We start from the raw sequence: 15,755 nt of genomic DNA on the forward strand, positions 1-15,755 counted from the left end.
GCGACAGCGCTGGTCCTGCGATTCTTCGCGCCGCCGAATGATCACTTGGCGGCTTCCAACGCATTGGGCAACGCCGTCCGGTCCTGTTCTTTTTCCCCGCGTCTCGCATAGCGTTGCGCCAATGTCGCGCAAGCGAAGAGCTGCGCCTGATGGAATAGCATCAACGGCAAGACAATGAGGCCGATTGCCTGCCCGGGAAACAGGATGTTGGCCATTGGGATGCCGGTGGCCATGCTCTTCTTGGAGCCGCAGAAAACGATCGCGATTTCGTCCTCTTTCGAAAAGCCGAGTCGGCGGCTGGCGAAGGTCGTGATGGCCAAAACGGCGGCAAGCATCGCCACGTCCAGAACAAGAACGAGGGCAAGGCTCTCCCAGCCGACTTGCGACCAGATGCCCGCGACGACGCCTGCGCTGAAGGCGGCGTAGACGACGAGGAGGATCGAGCCGCGATCGACCACCGAGGTGATCCGCTTGTGGCCGGCTAGCCATTTGCCGATCCAGGGACGCAGGATTTGCCCCATGCCGAATGGCAGCAGCAGTTGCAACCCAATGTCCTCCAGCGCTTTAAAGCTAAAGCCCGCGCCATGCGAACTGAGCAGCAGCGCAACCAGAGCCGGAGTGACGACCATGCCGAACAGATTGGAAACCGACGCGCAGCAAAGCGCGGCCGGCACGTTGCCGCGCGCAATGGATGTGAAGGCGATCGACGATTGGACCGTCGATGGCAGAACGCAGACGAACATCAAACCGAGCGCGAGATCGGGAGGCAACCAGCGCCGCAGGAGCACGGTCACCAACAGCCCAATCATCGGGAACAGGATGAAGGTGCTGCTGAAGACCAGCGATTGCAGCCGCCAATGCATCAGGCCTTCGACGACGGCGCGAAACGACAGCTTGGCGCCATAAAGAAAGAAGAGCAGCCCCACCGCGACGAACACGGCGTAACTCATCGCCTCTGCGCCGACGCCGCGAGCAGGTAGGACCGCCGCCAAAGCAACAGTGCCCATAAGCAGGACGAGATAAGGATCAATGGCGAGGCGAGACGACAACGGGCGGCTTTTCATGGCTCCCCCCCATTCAGAGGAATGTTATTCTCTTTTTATAGTGCGGCAAGAATTATGCGGAAACCCGGCGGATAAGATAACAGTCTTTTCATTTCATAATAATTACCGAGAGTCGCGTGGCCAGAGACGCGATCCCGCAGGGCGAGGCTTGGTCGCTTCCCAGCGACGATCAACGGCGCTGCGGAATGGACGAAGTCAGATCCCAATCGGAAGGGGCTCCTTCCGGCGCATAGGCGCTGGGCGGCGGCGTTGGCCGAGCGGCAGGCGGCATTTGAGGATAAGCGCCGACGCTTGCCGATCGCGCCGCCGGTATCGATGCCGGCGGCCTCATCGCATCGTTAAAATATTTGTCCGGTATGCTCGCCATAGGCCCGGGGCCAGGGCCGGCGTGCAAAGCGAGCGCGTCATCCCTTAACACCTTGGCTTGCGCCATATCGATGTCATCCTCAATATCCGGCGCATCCGGCAAGCCGTCGCGCGGGAGATCGGGCGTCGGATTTGGCCGCAGCATCGGCTTGCAGATCCGCCGCAGACCCCTCGACGAATTGCCGTGCATGGCGAGATCGACGTGAATGTGATTGTAGTGAAATACATTGGCGCCGGGGCCGAGCACGGTGGTGAAATGGCTGCAGGCCCCCATATGGACGCTCTGCAAAAAGGCGCGGGTCTGGTCATCGCCGCGGGTCCAATCGCGCACGATGGAGATTTCGCGCCCATCCGCCAGCCGGAAACCGCCAACGTCAATGGCGTTGCCGAAAGCATGTTCGGAAATCTGCGCGCCCGGCTGATTGTTCATGCCGCGGCAACTGTAAGAGCCCATGCTGATGACTTCGACCACCGGCTGACCGAAGCGCGCCTGCGCGGTCGGCTGAACGACATCGCGCAACCATTCGTTGAGCGCGGCGATCATCGGACAATCGAGGATGAACGGGGCATTGAAACTGACCGCGCCGTCCTGCAGCGCCGCGACCCGCAATGGCTGCGTCAGGCCACAAATGCCGGGCCCGTTGATCTCGCGCGCCGGTTGAATATAGGCTGAAAGCTGGAAAGGTCTTTGCGCCATACAGGCGTTCTCGGCTTGGGTGCGCCAAGGCGGCCGGCGCGGCTGCTCGTAGTTAGAGCAACCAGCCAACATTGCGATGAGGGCCGCGATCACGGCAAATGGCAGAATGCGACGCGCCATTCGCATTGACATGCCCGTAAATCTTTAAGCGGCGCTGAAGCATTGCGGTTAAGGATTTGTAAATGCGCGCGCGGCGGGGCTGCGACTCGCGAATTCGCGACGCGATCTCATGAAGGTTGCGCATTTTTTCCGATAGAAGATGCGCTAGAATCGGCGGATCGAGACATGACGAGGCCGAGGATGGCGAGGATTGAGGTGACGCCGGAGGTCTCGATCGATGAGGCTGAACTCAGCCTGTCATTCGTGCGCGCCAGCGGTCCCGGCGGCCAGAATGTCAATAAGGTCGAGACCGCGGCGCAATTGCGGTTCGATATAGAGAACTCACCCTCGCTCGAGCCTCCCGTGAAGCGAAGGCTGGCGCGGCTCGCCGGCGCGCGTTTGACCAAGGATGGCGTGATCGTCATTTTTGCGCAGAATTTCCGCTCACAGGAGATGAACCGGAAAGACGCCGTGGCGCGGCTTATGACATTGATCGCGACGGCGGCGGAAAAGCCAAAGCCGCGCATCAAAACCCGCCCAAGCCTTGCCTCCCGCAAGCGCAGAGTGGAAACCAAGGTCCGGCGCGGCGAAACCAAAAAACTCAGAAGCGGGCCGTCTGAATAGATCGGTGAAACAAATAAGCGCGGTCGATTCAGTTCGAACCGACCGCGCTTCAGCCTTCCGAGATCATGCTCTAGGCAGTAGTGACGAATTACCTGAGCATGATAGCAATAGCGGCGAGCAATACGAAGCCTCGGTAGTTTGCGAGGAGCTTGTCGTATCGGGTTGCGACGCGCCGGAACTGCTTCAGTTTATTGAAGAAACGCTCGACGAGATTGCGCTCCTTGTAGAGCGCCTTGTCGTAGGGGAGCGGCGCGCGGCGATTGGATTTTGATGGGATCACCGGCTCAGCCTCACGCATAAGAACAGCCTTGCGCAAGTGATTGGCGTCATAACCTTTATCGGCGATGATCGCATCGGCCGCAAAGCCTTCGATCAGGGCGTGCGCTTTTGTGATGTCGTTGCGCTGCCCAGGTCCGAGAAGGAGCCGAACGGGGTTGCCGAGCGCGTCTGTCGCGGCGTGGATTTTGGTGCTCAAACCACCGCGAGAGCGGCCCAGGCCTTGGGCATCCGCCCCCCTTTGGCGATCCTTGCGCCGGCCGCGTGCTGATGGGCGCGCACGATTGTTGAGTCGATCATCAGCCATTCGAGATCGGCCTCGGCGGTGAATGCCTCAAGAAATCCGTCCAAGGCGCCGCGCTCGATCCAGCGATAGTAGCGGCGTTTCACCGCCTGATGGTCGCCGAAGCGTTCGGGCAGATCGCGCCAGCGGCCGCCCGAGCGGGCCATCCATAACAGCGCGTCGACGAAGCGTCGATTGTCGCAGCGCGGCACGCGCTGGCCGGCTCTTCCGCCTGGCACAAGATCACAAAGCCGCTCCCATTGATCGTCTCGCAGCGCATCGACATCCCGAATCATCAAGGCTGATCTCCAAAAATCAGCCTTGAATCATGGAAAGATCCTCGCGAGAATCCCCCAAACGCCGAATTCGTCACCACGGCCTAGCGGCCGTGGATTTTAGACCGATGTCGAACCGCCAGAACCTTGCCGGTTGCGGCGGTCGTTCATAAAGCGATCGAATTCCTCGCGATCCCTGGCGCGGCGCAGATTTTCCATGAATTCAGCGAATTCGCGCTCGGCGCTAATCAGCTTCTGGCGTTCCTCTTCAAGACGCGAGAGTTCCGCGGCGCGCCAATCGTCGAAGGCGCGGTTGCCGCTGGAGCCGAATCCGGCTGCCCCCCAACTCCGCGCGGCGAAATTTCGGCTGCTAGAGCCGCAGGACGCCCAACTCCAATTGGCGCAGCTCTCCCATTTTTCTCGTCCGAAGGCGAGAACATCGCCCTCATAGCCGGATTTCTTTTGCCAAAACTTCCATAAAATGACGGCGAGGCCAAGCGGCCAGTAAACCGCAAAGCCTAAAACCATCACGACGATATCCACGGGTTTCCAGGCTCCCGCGCGGCGGCCTCTATGTCGGCTCGCGCCGCCATTTTGTCCGTTCGAACCTAGGTCAAAAGGCTTTCCCATATCTGGGCTCATCTTTTAGCTCCCTGCCCGCCGACCGTTCAAAACCAAGCGGAATTCGGCGGCGGTAATTAATGTATGAAGCATTTTGCGTTCGTCGAGCTGAGCCGCAACAAATCGTTGCGGCTCGCTATAGGCTCCGGGGGAACCCGAAACATAATTTCTGGTCAGGCTACCTCATCAAGCGCCGGATAGTCCGTATAGCCTTCCTCGCCGCCGCCATAGATTGTTTCCTGGCGCAGCGCGTTGAACGGCGCATTGTCGCGCAGACGCTCGACCAAGTCGGGGTTGGAGATGTAGGGCTTGCCGAACGCGATAAGATCGGCCTGGTTTGAGCGCAAGGCCTCAACGGCAAGTTCGCGCGTATAACCATTGTTGGCTATATAGGCGCCCGCGAAAGCCTTGCGCAACGCGTTGAAATCAAAAGGAATATTGTCGCGAGGACCGCCCGTGGCTCCTTCGATGACGTGAATATAGGCAAGCCCGCGCTTGCTCAGCGCCTGAACGAGCGGAAGGTAGATTTTTTCCGGAGCGCTGTCGATTGCGTCATTGAACGGGCTGACGGGCGAGAGGCGGATGCCGACCCGCGACTTATCCCAGACGGTGAGAATCGCGTCCGTGACTTCAAGCGCGAACCGCATGCGATTTTCGACGGATCCGCCATAGGCGTCGGTGCGCTGATTTGCTCCGTCTTTCAGGAACTGCTCGATCAAATATCCGTTGGCGGCGTGGATTTCGATTCCATCGAATCCCGCGCGCTTGGCGTTTTCCGCCGCTACTTTATAGTCGTTGACGACGCGCGGGATCTCGTCCAAGCGCAGTGCGCGGGGAGCCGATGCGTCCACGAAGCCGCTTTCGATGAAAGTCTGAGTTTTCGCGGTTATGGCGGAGGGGGCGACCGGCTGGCTTCCGCCGGGCTGGAACGAGACATGCGAAACGCGCCCGACGTGCCAAAGTTGAATGAAAATCAAACCGCCCTCGGAATGAACCGCCTCTGTTACTTTCTTCCAGCCTTCGACCTGGGCCTCGCTGTAGATGCCGGGGGTTAATATGTAGCCTTGGCCTTCCGGGGTGATTTGCGACGCTTCGGAAATGATGAGACCGGCCGACGCGCGCTGGTGGTAATATTCCGCGTTGAGCTTATTCGGCGAGTCCGTGCCTTTCGTCGCGCGATTGCGCGTCAATGGCGCCATCACGACCCGATTCTTCAAATCGAGATCCCCGAGCCGAAATGATGAAAAAAGAATGCTGGCGTCCGATGTCATGAGATCCCTGCTTTCCAAACCTACGCTCAAGCGTTTAGCTTGCGCTGCAGGCGTAACATAGCGCATCGGGACCCTTTTCGCAGATGCGAACAAAATCTTGTGAACGGGGGTTTTGGCTGCGATGCGCCCGGGAGGGCGCTTTCCGCCGGGGTTATTTCATATTCAAAGCAGCCATATAAAGCTCGAGAATGGCCTCCATCTCCATCCGCTCGGAATGATCCTGCTTCCTGATCTTGACGATTTGACGCACCACTTTGACATCGAAGCCGCGGCCTTTCATTTCGGCGTAGACGTCGCGAATATCGTCCGAGATGCCTTTTTTCTCTTCTTCGAGCCGCTCCACCCTTTCAACGAATTGCGCCAGTTCAGCCCCGGCGACCCCGGTTTCGGCGATATCTGCCGTCATTCACGAATTCCTTTATTCGATGCGGTCCGCCGCCGCCCGGAAGGGCGGCGATTTACGAAACTTTCCAGCATTTGGCGTCGATGCTAGTCGACATCATGCGGAGGGTCCGCAATGCGGGTTTGATGCGCGCGCGTCAAGGCGCGCGAGCGATAATCCCCGCTATCCCGCCGCGAAATCCAGACGAAGGCCGCTCAACCGCGCCGTCCTGTCCGGCTCTTGTAAAACGCCGGTTGGCGCAATTCAGGACGCTTTAAAACGCTGCGAACAATTGGCTCAAGCCTCTCCCCCCAGGCGAAGGCCTGCTCTTTCGAGCTGATCAGATCCTGACGAATCTCGAGGAGCAGGCCAGCGAGCCCCCGCCGGGTCACTTCTTCATCCAGCGTGTCGCCGGCAAGCGCGCCGTCATAGGGCTCATTGTCGCCGACAACCAGTCCGGCCTCGCGCAGCGCCGCGATCAAAGGGGCCGCGAAACGCGGATCGCTGTCCCAGAGGATGCCAATTTCCCAAGGCCGCGCCCGCGTCTTCCACGTCGGCGTGAATGAATGGATGGAAAGGATCGCCGGCGTCGGGCCGCAGTTCAGCATGGACTCGATTTTTTCGGAGATGGCGGCGCGATAGGGACGCCAATAAAGTTCAAGGCGGTCGGCGATCTCCGCTGGATTGATCCCGGCATTGCCCGGAATAATGGCGCCGTCCGAAAGCTGCATCACCAGGGTCGGATCATCCGCGCCGCGATTTGGATCAATGAGGAGACGCGAAAAACGGGTCAGGAGGGCGGGCGCGTTGAACAGCTCGGCGAGCCGCCGCGTGACATGCCCTGCGCCAATGTCGTAGCCGATATGGCGGTCAAGCTCGCTCTGCGGCAGGCCGAGCGTGCGGTAAAACTCCGGCAGCGCATTGCTTGCGTGATCGCACAGCAATAGGAGACCCGCATCGAGGCGCCCGGCAATCGATTCGACGGGATCGAACGCCGCCTTGGGCGGCGATGAAAACCCGATTGCGTCATCCATGGTCGCGGCTCCTTGACGCATGACGGATGCGACTCAAAATCGCTCCATATCTTCCTGATTTAACGCAATCTTATCCGAAAAACCGGCCCGTTTTCCACGATCATGACCTGAATGCGACGAAATGCGGTGGACAAATCGATTGCGGCCCCCCACAGCTCATAGGCGCTGAAACGCTGGCGGCCGAATGAAGAAATTCCAGATATAAACCTATCGCGTCCAATTATGAGGCTTGCGCCAAAACTGCCTGCGCATCGCCGCGGGACTCGCCAATCCGACAAGCTCGGGTTAGACAAATCGCCCGGCATCCGGATTGGAGTTGCATTCTTAACTTTGGTCCGGCGGATCCGCGCTCCAGCGGAGGCCGAAGCTTGCGCCCTTCGATAGTGACCATAACCATAACCTTGACGGCGATGAAACAAGCGACTATCTCGGCCATCGTGGCGCTTGTCGTTATGTTGACTGCGGCTTTGGCCCCGGTGACGCCTGCTTGGGCTGATTTTCGTCTTTGCAACACAACAACGGGGCGCGTCAGCGTTTCTCTGGCCTATACGGACGGCGAGACGTGGGTTAGCGAGGGCTGGTGGAATTTGAAACCCAGCATTTGCGAAACTCTTGTGCGCGGGCCTCTGGCGGCGGAATTTTATTATGTTTATGCGATGGACGAGCGCGGCGGCGAATGGAAGGGCAAGGCTTTCATGTGTACGCGCGACCGTGAATTCCGTATCCTCGGACGTGAGGATTGCTATGTTCGCGGGTTCGACCGGACCGGATTTTTCGAAGTAGATACGGGCAAAGACGCGAAGAACTGGACGGTTCAGTTGACCGATCCGCCGCAAGTCCGACCAAATCCCTGAAACCAGTTTTGACGAGGCTTCAATGCGGCGGCTGCGACGGTGCAAGATCATTGCGACGATAGGACCGGCTTCGGCGAACAAGGCGACGCTCTCAGCATTGTTCAATGCGGGCGCCGACGTGTTTCGCATCAATATGAGCCATGCCTCGCATGATGCGATGCGCGATCAGGTGCGGATGATCCGGGAGGTACAAAGCGAATTTGGCCGCCCCATCGGCATTCTGCTCGATTTGCAGGGGCCAAAGCTGCGCATCGGCGCATTCAAGGATCGCGCGATCAAACTGGCCAAGGGCGCTGCGTTCACGTTCGACTCCAATCCGGCGCTGGGCGACCAGAACCGGGTGTGTCTCCCCCACCCCGAAATTTTGCGGGCTTTGCGGCCCGGCCATACGCTGCTCATCGATGACGGCAAAGTGCGCCTTCATGTCACTGTCGCCGACGAGACTCATGCCGTCGCCATTGTCGATGTCGCCGGCGAAATTTCCAATCGCAAAGGCGTCAGCCTGCCGGATACCGAAATTCCCGTCTCGCCGATGACGGAGAAGGATCGCGCCGATCTTGAGGCTGGCCTTGAGGCCGGCGTCGATTGGGTCGCAGTCTCTTTCGTGCAACGGCCGGAAGATGTCGTTGAAGTCAAAAAGCTGACTCGCGGCCGCGCCTGGGTGATGTCGAAGATCGAGAAACCGCAGGCGATCACGAAGCTGGACGAGATCGTCGAGATCTCGGACGGCTTGATGGTCGCGCGCGGCGATCTTGGCGTTGAAATGCCGCTCGAAAAAGTGCCTGGATTGCAAAAGCGCATCAGCCGCACCGCGCGCCGTCTCGGCAAGCCGGTCGTCGTCGCGACGCAAATGCTTGAATCGATGATAAGCGCGCCGGTCCCGACGCGCGCCGAAGTGTCGGATGTCGCCACCGCAGTCTTTGAAGGCGCCGACGCCGTGATGCTGTCGGCGGAAAGCGCCGCCGGGCAATATCCAGTCGAGGCCGTTGCGACGATGAACAAGATCGCCGAGGAGGTCGAGAGCGACGCTTATTATCGCGGCATCATCAATGCGCAGCGGGCGACGCCCGAAGCCACCGGAGCCGACGCCGTCGCCGTCGCCGCGCGCAATGTCGCCGAAACGCTTGATCTGAAGGCGATAGTCGCCTGGACGTCTTCCGGTTCGACCGCTCTTCGCATCTCCCGCGAGCGGCCGACGGCCCCCATTCTCGCTTTGACGCCAAACCCTGAAACGGCGGGGCGCCTCGCTCTCGCCTGGGGCGTCCACGCCGTCGTGACCAAGGACGCGCACGACATCGACGACATGGCGGTGCGCGCGGGCAAATTCGCAGCGCGCGAAGGCTTCGCTAAAGTCGGCGAACGCATCATCATCGTCGCGGGCGTCCCTTTCGGCACACCGGGCGCGACGAACATGGTCCGCATCGCATTTATCGAAAGCCCGCAGACTTAAGGCAGGCGCCGCGTCTCTGTGCGCGGCGTCAACGCCTTACAGAGTTCCGGCAAACCTATCCGCCAAAGAGCGAGTCAAAGAAATTGCGCTCGCGTTGCGGCTGCGGCGGCCGTTGCGCCTGATCTCCCGCGCTGGGAATGAGGCCTGGGGGCGTCAGCCCGCCGCCGCGATTGTTCGCTTGCGCGGGATAGGGCGCCTGACTCCCCTGTGACGCAAATGCCGGATCGGACTGCGCCACGGGGTGGGATGTCACAGTGGCCTCCGCCATTGGCGCCTGCGCTTGTCCTTGCGCTTGCCCGGGCCAGCTCGGCCAACCGGAGGCGATGGCGGGCGCCGCCTGCCACAGGCCGCCGGGGAGCGGTTGCGGCGGGATGCCTTGATGCGCGCCGCGCATGAATCGCGACCAGATTTCAACGGGGAGCGTGCCGCCGGAGGCCTTTTTCGTCGGCGAACTATCGTCGTTGCCGAGCCATACGCCGGTCACGAGATGGCTCGTATAGCCGACAAACCAGGCGTCGCGCCAATCCTGACTGGTGCCGGTCTTGCCGGCCGCCTGCCAGCCGGGCAGTTCGCCCTTGCGCGCGGTGCCGGTCAGCAAGGTCTCCTGCATCATCGTGTTCATCATCGCGAGATAAGTCGGATCGATGACCCGTCCATTGCTGCCGCCCTTGCGCTGATACAGCAGTTTGCCGGTCGCGGTCTTGACCCTCGCAATGATCTGCGGCGGAACGCCGATGCCGCCATTGGCGAAGGGCGCATAGGCGGTCACGAGTTCAAGGGGAGAAACCTCCGAGGTGCCAAGCGCGATGGAAGCGTTCGGCGTCAGCTCCGAGACGATGCCCAGCCGATGCGCGACCTTGATCACGGTTTTGGGTCCGACTTCGACGCCGAGCCGCACCGCTACGGTGTTGAGCGACAGCGAGAGCGCCTTGGTCAAGGTCACCGGCCCAAAATAATCGTGCGAATAGTTTTCCGGTTGCCAGCCCCTCACATTGATTGGGGCGTCATCGCGCACCGTCGCGGGCGTCAGCCCCTTTTCGATCGCGGCAAGATAGACGAAAGGCTTAAAAGCCGAGCCCGGCTGGCGCTTGGCGGACACCGCGCGATCGAATTGGCTATCGGCGTAATTGCGTCCGCCAACCAGCGCCTTGATCGCGCCATCGGGATCAATCGACACCAGCGCGCCCTGGGCGACGCCATATTTGGCCCCCTTCTGATCGAGCTCTTCGGTCAGGGATTTTTCCGCGTCCGCCTGCAGCGCCGCGCTGATGGTTGTCGAAACAACAATATCCTGGTCGATGGCGCCGATCGTATCGTCGAGCACGTCCATCACGTAATCTGCGGCGTAGTTGGCCGAGCCCGCCCCTTGATCATGCACGGCTTGCGCTGGATGGGCGAGAGCCAGCTTGGCCATCGCGTCGGTGATGAAACCCTCCTGCTCCGTTGCGTCGATGACCTGCGCCGCGCGCTCCGCAGCGCCGGTCGGATTGCGGTTCGGCGCGAGTTTCGTTGGCGCTTTCATCAAGCCAGCGAGGACTGCGGCCTCGGGCAAGGTGACGCTGCGCGCGCCATGGCCGAAGTATTTTTGCGCCGCCGCTTCAACGCCATAGGCGCCGGAGCCGAAATAAACGCGATTGAGATAGAGCTCCAAAATCTGATTTTTTGAATAGGTGTGCTCGAGCCAGAGCGCCAAAATGGCTTCCTGGATCTTGCGTGAAACCGTCCGCTCCTGCGTCAGAAAGAGATTTTTGGCGAGCTGTTGCGTCAAAGTCGAGCCGCCTTGCACGGCGCCGCCTGCCGCGTTGCGCGTTACGGCCCGCAAAATGCCGAGCGGATCAATGCCCCAATGCGAATAGAATCGGCGATCTTCGATCGCGACGAACGCTTTGGGCAGATAGGGCGGCAGATCGGCGATGCGGACGGCCGCGCCCCCCGTATCGCCGCGATTGGCGAGCAACGCCCCGTTGTCGGCCAGAATGGCGATATTCGGCGGCCGTTTCGGCACGGCGAGTTGATCGATCGGCGGTAATTTCGTCGCATAGAAAGCGATAAGCCCCGCCCCCGCGACCGTCGCCCAGACAAGAATCGTGAAAAACCACGACAGCGACGTCACCAGCAGGGAGCGGCGGCGTTTGCCCGGTCGGCGCAGGCTGGCGGCTTTGCGCTGCGGGCTTGCTTTCACGTTGGCCCTTTCCCGAGCGGACTCAAAATGCGGTTCGCGGCGTTCGGCCGTCGTGCGCTTCGCCATGCCTGTCGCGCCATCGCCCCATCGACTGGATTAATCCTCGCCGACGCGGTGCGTTCGACGCTAGCGCAGCCGGCTTAAAGGCCGGTAAAGGCCCCAATGTCGAAGCGCCGGCGGCGCGCAGCGCAACTATCTTCAGCTTTCTGTTCATTCCGTGGCGCCAAATGCGTCCGGCGTCTTGCGATTTCGCTGCAGCCGCGCCAAAGTCTCCGGCCCTGGCGCGCGGCGGATGAGCCGGCGCGCGAGGAGCGAACGAACCCGATTGGACGCCCCATGAAAGTCACTCTCGAACGAGCGGCACTGTTGAAGTCGCTCGGCCACGTGCATCGCGTCGTGGAGCGTCGCAATACAATTCCGATCCTGTCGAATATTTTGCTGCAGGCCAGCGGCCAGGCGCTGATCCTCAAGGCGACCGATCTTGATCTCGAAGTAACCGAGCGTCTTGTGGCCGACGTCGGCTCGGGCGGGGGAACGACGCTGCCCGCGCATACGCTCTATGACATTATCCGCAAGCTTCCCGACGGGGCGCAGGTTTCCCTTGAGACCAGCGGCGAAAGCGGTCAACTGCAGCTGCGTTCCGGCCGCTCGAGGTTCAACCTTCAGACTTTGCCGGAGAGCGATTTCCCCGATCTCGCGACGGGCGAGTTCAGCCATGATTTCACATTGGCGGCGGGCGATCTCAAGCGGCTGATCGACAAGACGCAATTTGCGATCTCCAATGAGGAGACGCGCTACTATCTGAACGGCATTTTTCTGCACGCGACCGAGGTTGACGGCGCCCCCGTGCTCCGCGCGGTTGCAACTGACGGACATCGGCTCGCGCGGGTTGAGATGCCAAGCCCTCGCGGCGCAATCGGGATGCCCGGCGTGATCGTGCCGCGCAAGGCCGTGACCGAAGTGCAAAAACTCGTCGAGGATCTGACGCAGGAAGTCCGCATAGAACTCTCGACGACAAAAGTGCGTTTTACTTTTGGCGAGGTGGTGCTGACCTCAAAACTCATCGACGGGACGTTTCCCGATTACGCGCGGGTCATTCCGGCCGGCAATGATAAAAGATTGATCGTCGATCGCGCGCCCTTCGCCGCCGCCGTCGATCGCGTGTCGACGATTTCCTCCGAGCGCGGGCGCGCCGTAAAACTCGCCGTGGCGGACGGCAAGCTGACGTTGTCGGTGACCAATCCCGATTCGGGTTCGGCGCAAGAGGAGCTCGACGTCGATTATGATTCGACGCCGATGGATATCGGATTTAACGCCCGCTATCTGCTCGACATCACCGAACAGCTCGACAGCGACACGGCTCTATTCAAGCTAGCCGATCCGGGCTCGCCGACCCTGGTGCAGGACCACGACGGCGCGAGCGCGCTTTATGTGTTGATGCCTATGCGGGTTTAGGGGCGTTGGTACCAGCTCAAAGGTTTACTATAGCAAAAGACGAAACCGCATTTCGACGAATGCTTCAGATACTTTTTGGGGAGTGAATCCAGCATCTGCCGTCCACAGCAATTGCCTATTTCTGAAGGTCGCGGATGGCATTGTCCACCATGCGCTCAAGCCGGAGAACTTGTCGGACGATCTGTCGAGATTTAAATGATTCTGCTGAGCGCCTAGCGTATTTGGAGAAATTTCGGACGCCAACGGGTTGAAATCGCTTTCGAAGTCGCTTCGTATAAATGAACGTCGCCCGGCCTTCCGCAATTGCTCGCTCACCATGCTTTCGGGTGGTCGCGATGCTGCGCTTAGCTTTGCGCCACTGACGTGCCAGAGATGCAGGCCGGATTGTTGCTCCTCTCCATGACACGTTGAAACCCAGGTATTGGAAAATCTCGTCGCTACTTGGACCGAAAATCTTGCGTACGGTTTTTTCTTCCTTCAGCTCCAATTTGGCGGACGACCTCTTCCTCAATTTTCTTAGTAATTTCGGTTTCTTTGTCGAGAGGGCAAATTACCAAAATATCGTCTGAATAACGTTGATAGAGGCCGCCAATATTGGCGCATATAGCAGCCATGACACCGTCAATCCCTATCATATAGAGATTGGAGAGAGCGCTACTTATTGGAGTTCCTTGCGGAATACCGAATTTGTTTGGATTAGATTCAATCGGGATACTTGCTTCGCGAACTTCAGAAATCTTTGCAATAGGCTGGCGCGATTGTCCGGCCATCCGCGCTGAGAATTTCGGATGAGCCTGAAGAACTGCGCGATCAACCTTGCTGAATTTGGTGACGTGCTTGAATACCTTGTACCAGTCTGTCGATAATTCCGTGACACACAGGAGCCTTTTAAGGTGATTCTTAAGGATAGCGTGATCAAGATCATCGAAAAAACCGGTAATATCGTAGCAAAGTACGACGCACGGACAGTTAGCCTCCGCAAATCTATACGCATCGGCTGAGAAGTCGTAATTTGATCGACCTAGCTGGCGATAAGCAATAACATTCTCGGAGAGCCCTTCTTTTTCATAATACTTGTCGAGAATAAGAGTGAGTTCGTATGCATATTTCGAAAGAATACACGCATCTCGATGCGAGGCATACATGATATGGCGCTCTTTATAGATAGTTTTCTTGTCTTTTTGCTTGTACCTCTTCACACACTTTATATAGTGGATAAGTGGCAGCCAGGAATGTTTTGCAACAAAAGATGGATCACAAATACGATTTACATAGCCGATACCTACAGGAGCATCGAAATGCCGATAACCTCTTGACTTGAACCATATCTGTGCCACCCACGACTCCAATTATCGCAGTGTGCAGGAGGGCTAGCTCCAACCCAGAGCCTCAGTCTATGCCGACCCCCCCCCCGACGCACGCCTCAATCCACCGGCTCTCTCCTGTCGTGATTTCAGGCGCTTCCCCGGCGCGGGTTTTAAAACGCAAGGCGATATAATCTAATCGTAGGAGTGCGAGCGATGCTCACTGTCTCATGCCGGCTTGCCGCCCGAGGTGTGATAACATTCGTCATCATCTTCGCGGCAGTCATGCTATCACTTGACAGTCCAAACGACCGTGCCATTAGGCCAATTCCTAAGGCGAACGTGACGTGGTGACGCCTACGCTTCGCCGCAAGGGGCGTTTGTTGCTTTTTCACATTTTATTTCGGGTACTTACAGCGCCCCGTTAGTGTCGCAAAGCTGCTCTCAGAGCTGAATTGCCGCGGCACTGCAGTTGACGCATCCGCTCGCGACGGGCATTGAAGCGCACGCCCAGACAGCCGCGTCTCGCGCGTCGGAGCACCATTGTCAGATGCCCCACATCAATGGCCAACGGATCGCGCCCAGCGCGCTCATCGAGCATGACGGCGCCCTTTGGTTCGCCGCGAAAACCAATTCCGTGAAGCCCGGCAAGGGTGGAGCTTTCAATCAAATGCATAAGTCGCGAACCATCAGCATAAATATGCGCCGAGCGGACCAGCGCTCATGATCAGATCCGCTCTCATGAACGTCATGACCGCCGCCGCCATCAAGGCCGGGCGCGGCCTGAAGCGCGACTTCGGCGAAGTCGAAAACCTGCAGGTTTCGGTGAAAGGCCCCGGCGATTTCGTCTCGGCGGCCGATCGCAAGGCGGAAAAAATCCTCTATGAGGAGTTGGCCAAGGCGCGGCCCGGCTACGGCTTCGTGCTTGAGGAGAGCGGCGAGATCGAGGGGGCGGACAAGAGCCATACATGGTTCATCGACCCGCTCGATGGAACCACCAATTTCCTGCATGGATTGCCGATTTTCGCGATTTCGGTCGCTCTCGCCCGCGAAGGGCAGATCGTCGCCGGGCTCGTTTACAATCCGGCCAACGACGACATGTTCATCGCCGAAAAAGGCCAGGGCGCATATTTGAACAATCGGCGTCTGCGCGTCGCCGCGCGGCGCGACATGGCCGACGCCCTGATCGGCTGCGGCGTCCCGCACATCGGGAAGGCCAAGGAGCATCCGCGCTTCAAGGCGGAGCTTGCCGCCGTGATGGCCAAGGCCGGCAATATTCGCCGCCTTGGCGCGGCGGCGCTCGACCTTTGCTTTGTCGCCTCGGGCAATTTCGACGGCTTCTGGGAGCGCGATTTGCAGCCGTGGGATATCGCCGCCGGGATCATCATGATCAAAGAAGCTGGCGGCTTCGTCACTGACGCGGACGGCGGCAACGACATGCTGAGCCAAGGCTCGATTTGCGCCGGCAATGACGTGATTCAACGCAATCTGCTCGACCTGATCCGGCTGCCCTAAAGC

General features: G+C 59.4%; 13 protein-coding genes and 2 pseudogenes. 6 read left to right on the forward strand and 9 right to left on the reverse strand.

The features are described from left to right. Positions 1–41 precede the first annotated feature (41 nt). Both WDN46_00275 and WDN46_00280 read right to left on the reverse strand, forming a co-directional pair. Positions 42–1,064, reverse strand: coding sequence for a bile acid:sodium symporter family protein (locus WDN46_00275; protein ID MEJ0091917.1), 1,023 nt, complete (start codon positions 1,062–1,064; stop codon positions 42–44). A gap of 169 nt (positions 1,065–1,233) precedes the next feature. Then, the gene (locus WDN46_00280) at positions 1,234–2,259 is read right to left on the reverse strand and encodes an extensin family protein (GenBank protein ID MEJ0091918.1); all 1,026 of its coding nucleotides are present in this window, start codon (positions 2,257–2,259) and stop codon (positions 1,234–1,236) included. Positions 2,260–2,412: 153 nt separating this feature from the next. Here WDN46_00280 and arfB point away from each other — a divergent pair, with 153 nt between their 5' ends. Continuing rightward, the gene (gene arfB, locus WDN46_00285; protein ID MEJ0091919.1) at positions 2,413–2,850 is read left to right on the forward strand and encodes an alternative ribosome rescue aminoacyl-tRNA hydrolase ArfB; all 438 of its coding nucleotides are present in this window, start codon (positions 2,413–2,415) and stop codon (positions 2,848–2,850) included. Between the two features lie 88 nt (positions 2,851–2,938). On the opposite strand, the pseudogene WDN46_00290 reads toward arfB, so the two are convergent. From WDN46_00290 to WDN46_00310, 5 genes and pseudogenes are all read right to left on the reverse strand, one after another. Next, positions 2,939–3,705: pseudogene (locus WDN46_00290) on the reverse strand (IS5 family transposase). A 99-nt stretch (positions 3,706–3,804) separates the two neighbouring features. After that, entirely contained in the window at positions 3,805–4,326 is a 522-nt protein-coding gene (locus tag WDN46_00295) for a DUF2852 domain-containing protein (protein ID MEJ0091920.1), read from the reverse strand. Positions 4,327–4,478: 152 nt separating this feature from the next. Next, the gene (locus WDN46_00300) at positions 4,479–5,576 is read right to left on the reverse strand and encodes an alkene reductase (protein MEJ0091921.1); all 1,098 of its coding nucleotides are present in this window, start codon (positions 5,574–5,576) and stop codon (positions 4,479–4,481) included. A gap of 151 nt (positions 5,577–5,727) precedes the next feature. Next, the gene (locus WDN46_00305) at positions 5,728–5,982 is read right to left on the reverse strand and encodes a DUF2312 domain-containing protein (GenBank protein MEJ0091922.1); all 255 of its coding nucleotides are present in this window, start codon (positions 5,980–5,982) and stop codon (positions 5,728–5,730) included. A gap of 191 nt (positions 5,983–6,173) precedes the next feature. Beyond that, positions 6,174–6,992: an N-formylglutamate amidohydrolase gene (locus WDN46_00310; protein MEJ0091923.1), complete on the reverse strand. Its 819-nt coding sequence runs from the start codon at positions 6,990–6,992 to the stop codon at positions 6,174–6,176. Between the two features lie 452 nt (positions 6,993–7,444). Here WDN46_00310 and WDN46_00315 point away from each other — a divergent pair, with 452 nt between their 5' ends. After that, a complete protein-coding gene (locus WDN46_00315; protein ID MEJ0091924.1) occupies positions 7,445–7,846 on the forward strand; it encodes a DUF1036 domain-containing protein in 402 nt (133 codons plus the stop codon). A gap of 22 nt (positions 7,847–7,868) precedes the next feature. Continuing rightward, positions 7,869–9,296: a pyruvate kinase gene (pyk, locus tag WDN46_00320; GenBank protein MEJ0091925.1), complete on the forward strand. Its 1,428-nt coding sequence runs from the start codon at positions 7,869–7,871 to the stop codon at positions 9,294–9,296. A gap of 55 nt (positions 9,297–9,351) precedes the next feature. Here the strand turns inward: pyk and WDN46_00325 are convergent, their stop codons facing one another. Then, on the reverse strand, positions 9,352–11,544 hold the full coding sequence (locus WDN46_00325; GenBank protein MEJ0091926.1) for a PBP1A family penicillin-binding protein: 2,193 nt from the start codon (positions 11,542–11,544) through the stop codon (positions 9,352–9,354). Positions 11,545–11,814: 270 nt separating this feature from the next. Here WDN46_00325 and dnaN point away from each other — a divergent pair, with 270 nt between their 5' ends. After that, entirely contained in the window at positions 11,815–12,933 is a 1,119-nt protein-coding gene (gene dnaN / locus WDN46_00330) for a DNA polymerase III subunit beta (GenBank protein ID MEJ0091927.1), read from the forward strand. 437 nt (positions 12,934–13,370) lie between these two features. On the opposite strand, the gene WDN46_00335 is transcribed toward dnaN, so the two are convergent. Continuing rightward, positions 13,371–14,270, reverse strand: a complete 900-nt coding sequence (locus WDN46_00335) for a reverse transcriptase domain-containing protein (protein ID MEJ0091928.1) — start codon at positions 14,268–14,270, stop codon at positions 13,371–13,373. 517 nt (positions 14,271–14,787) lie between these two features. On the opposite strand from WDN46_00335, the pseudogene WDN46_00340 reads away from it, so the two are divergent. Together WDN46_00340 and WDN46_00345 are read left to right on the forward strand one after the other, a co-directional pair. Further along, a pseudogene (locus WDN46_00340) lies at positions 14,788–14,910 on the forward strand (elongation factor P). A 50-nt stretch (positions 14,911–14,960) separates the two neighbouring features. Beyond that, positions 14,961–15,752 (forward strand): inositol monophosphatase family protein, encoded by a 792-nt coding sequence (locus WDN46_00345; protein MEJ0091929.1) that lies wholly within the window; start codon positions 14,961–14,963, stop codon positions 15,750–15,752. Positions 15,753–15,755: the final 3 nt, after the last annotated feature.

This window comes from Methylocella sp. (assembly GCA_037200525.1).
In the GTDB taxonomy this organism is placed as follows: Bacteria; Pseudomonadota; Alphaproteobacteria; order Rhizobiales; family Beijerinckiaceae; genus Methylocapsa.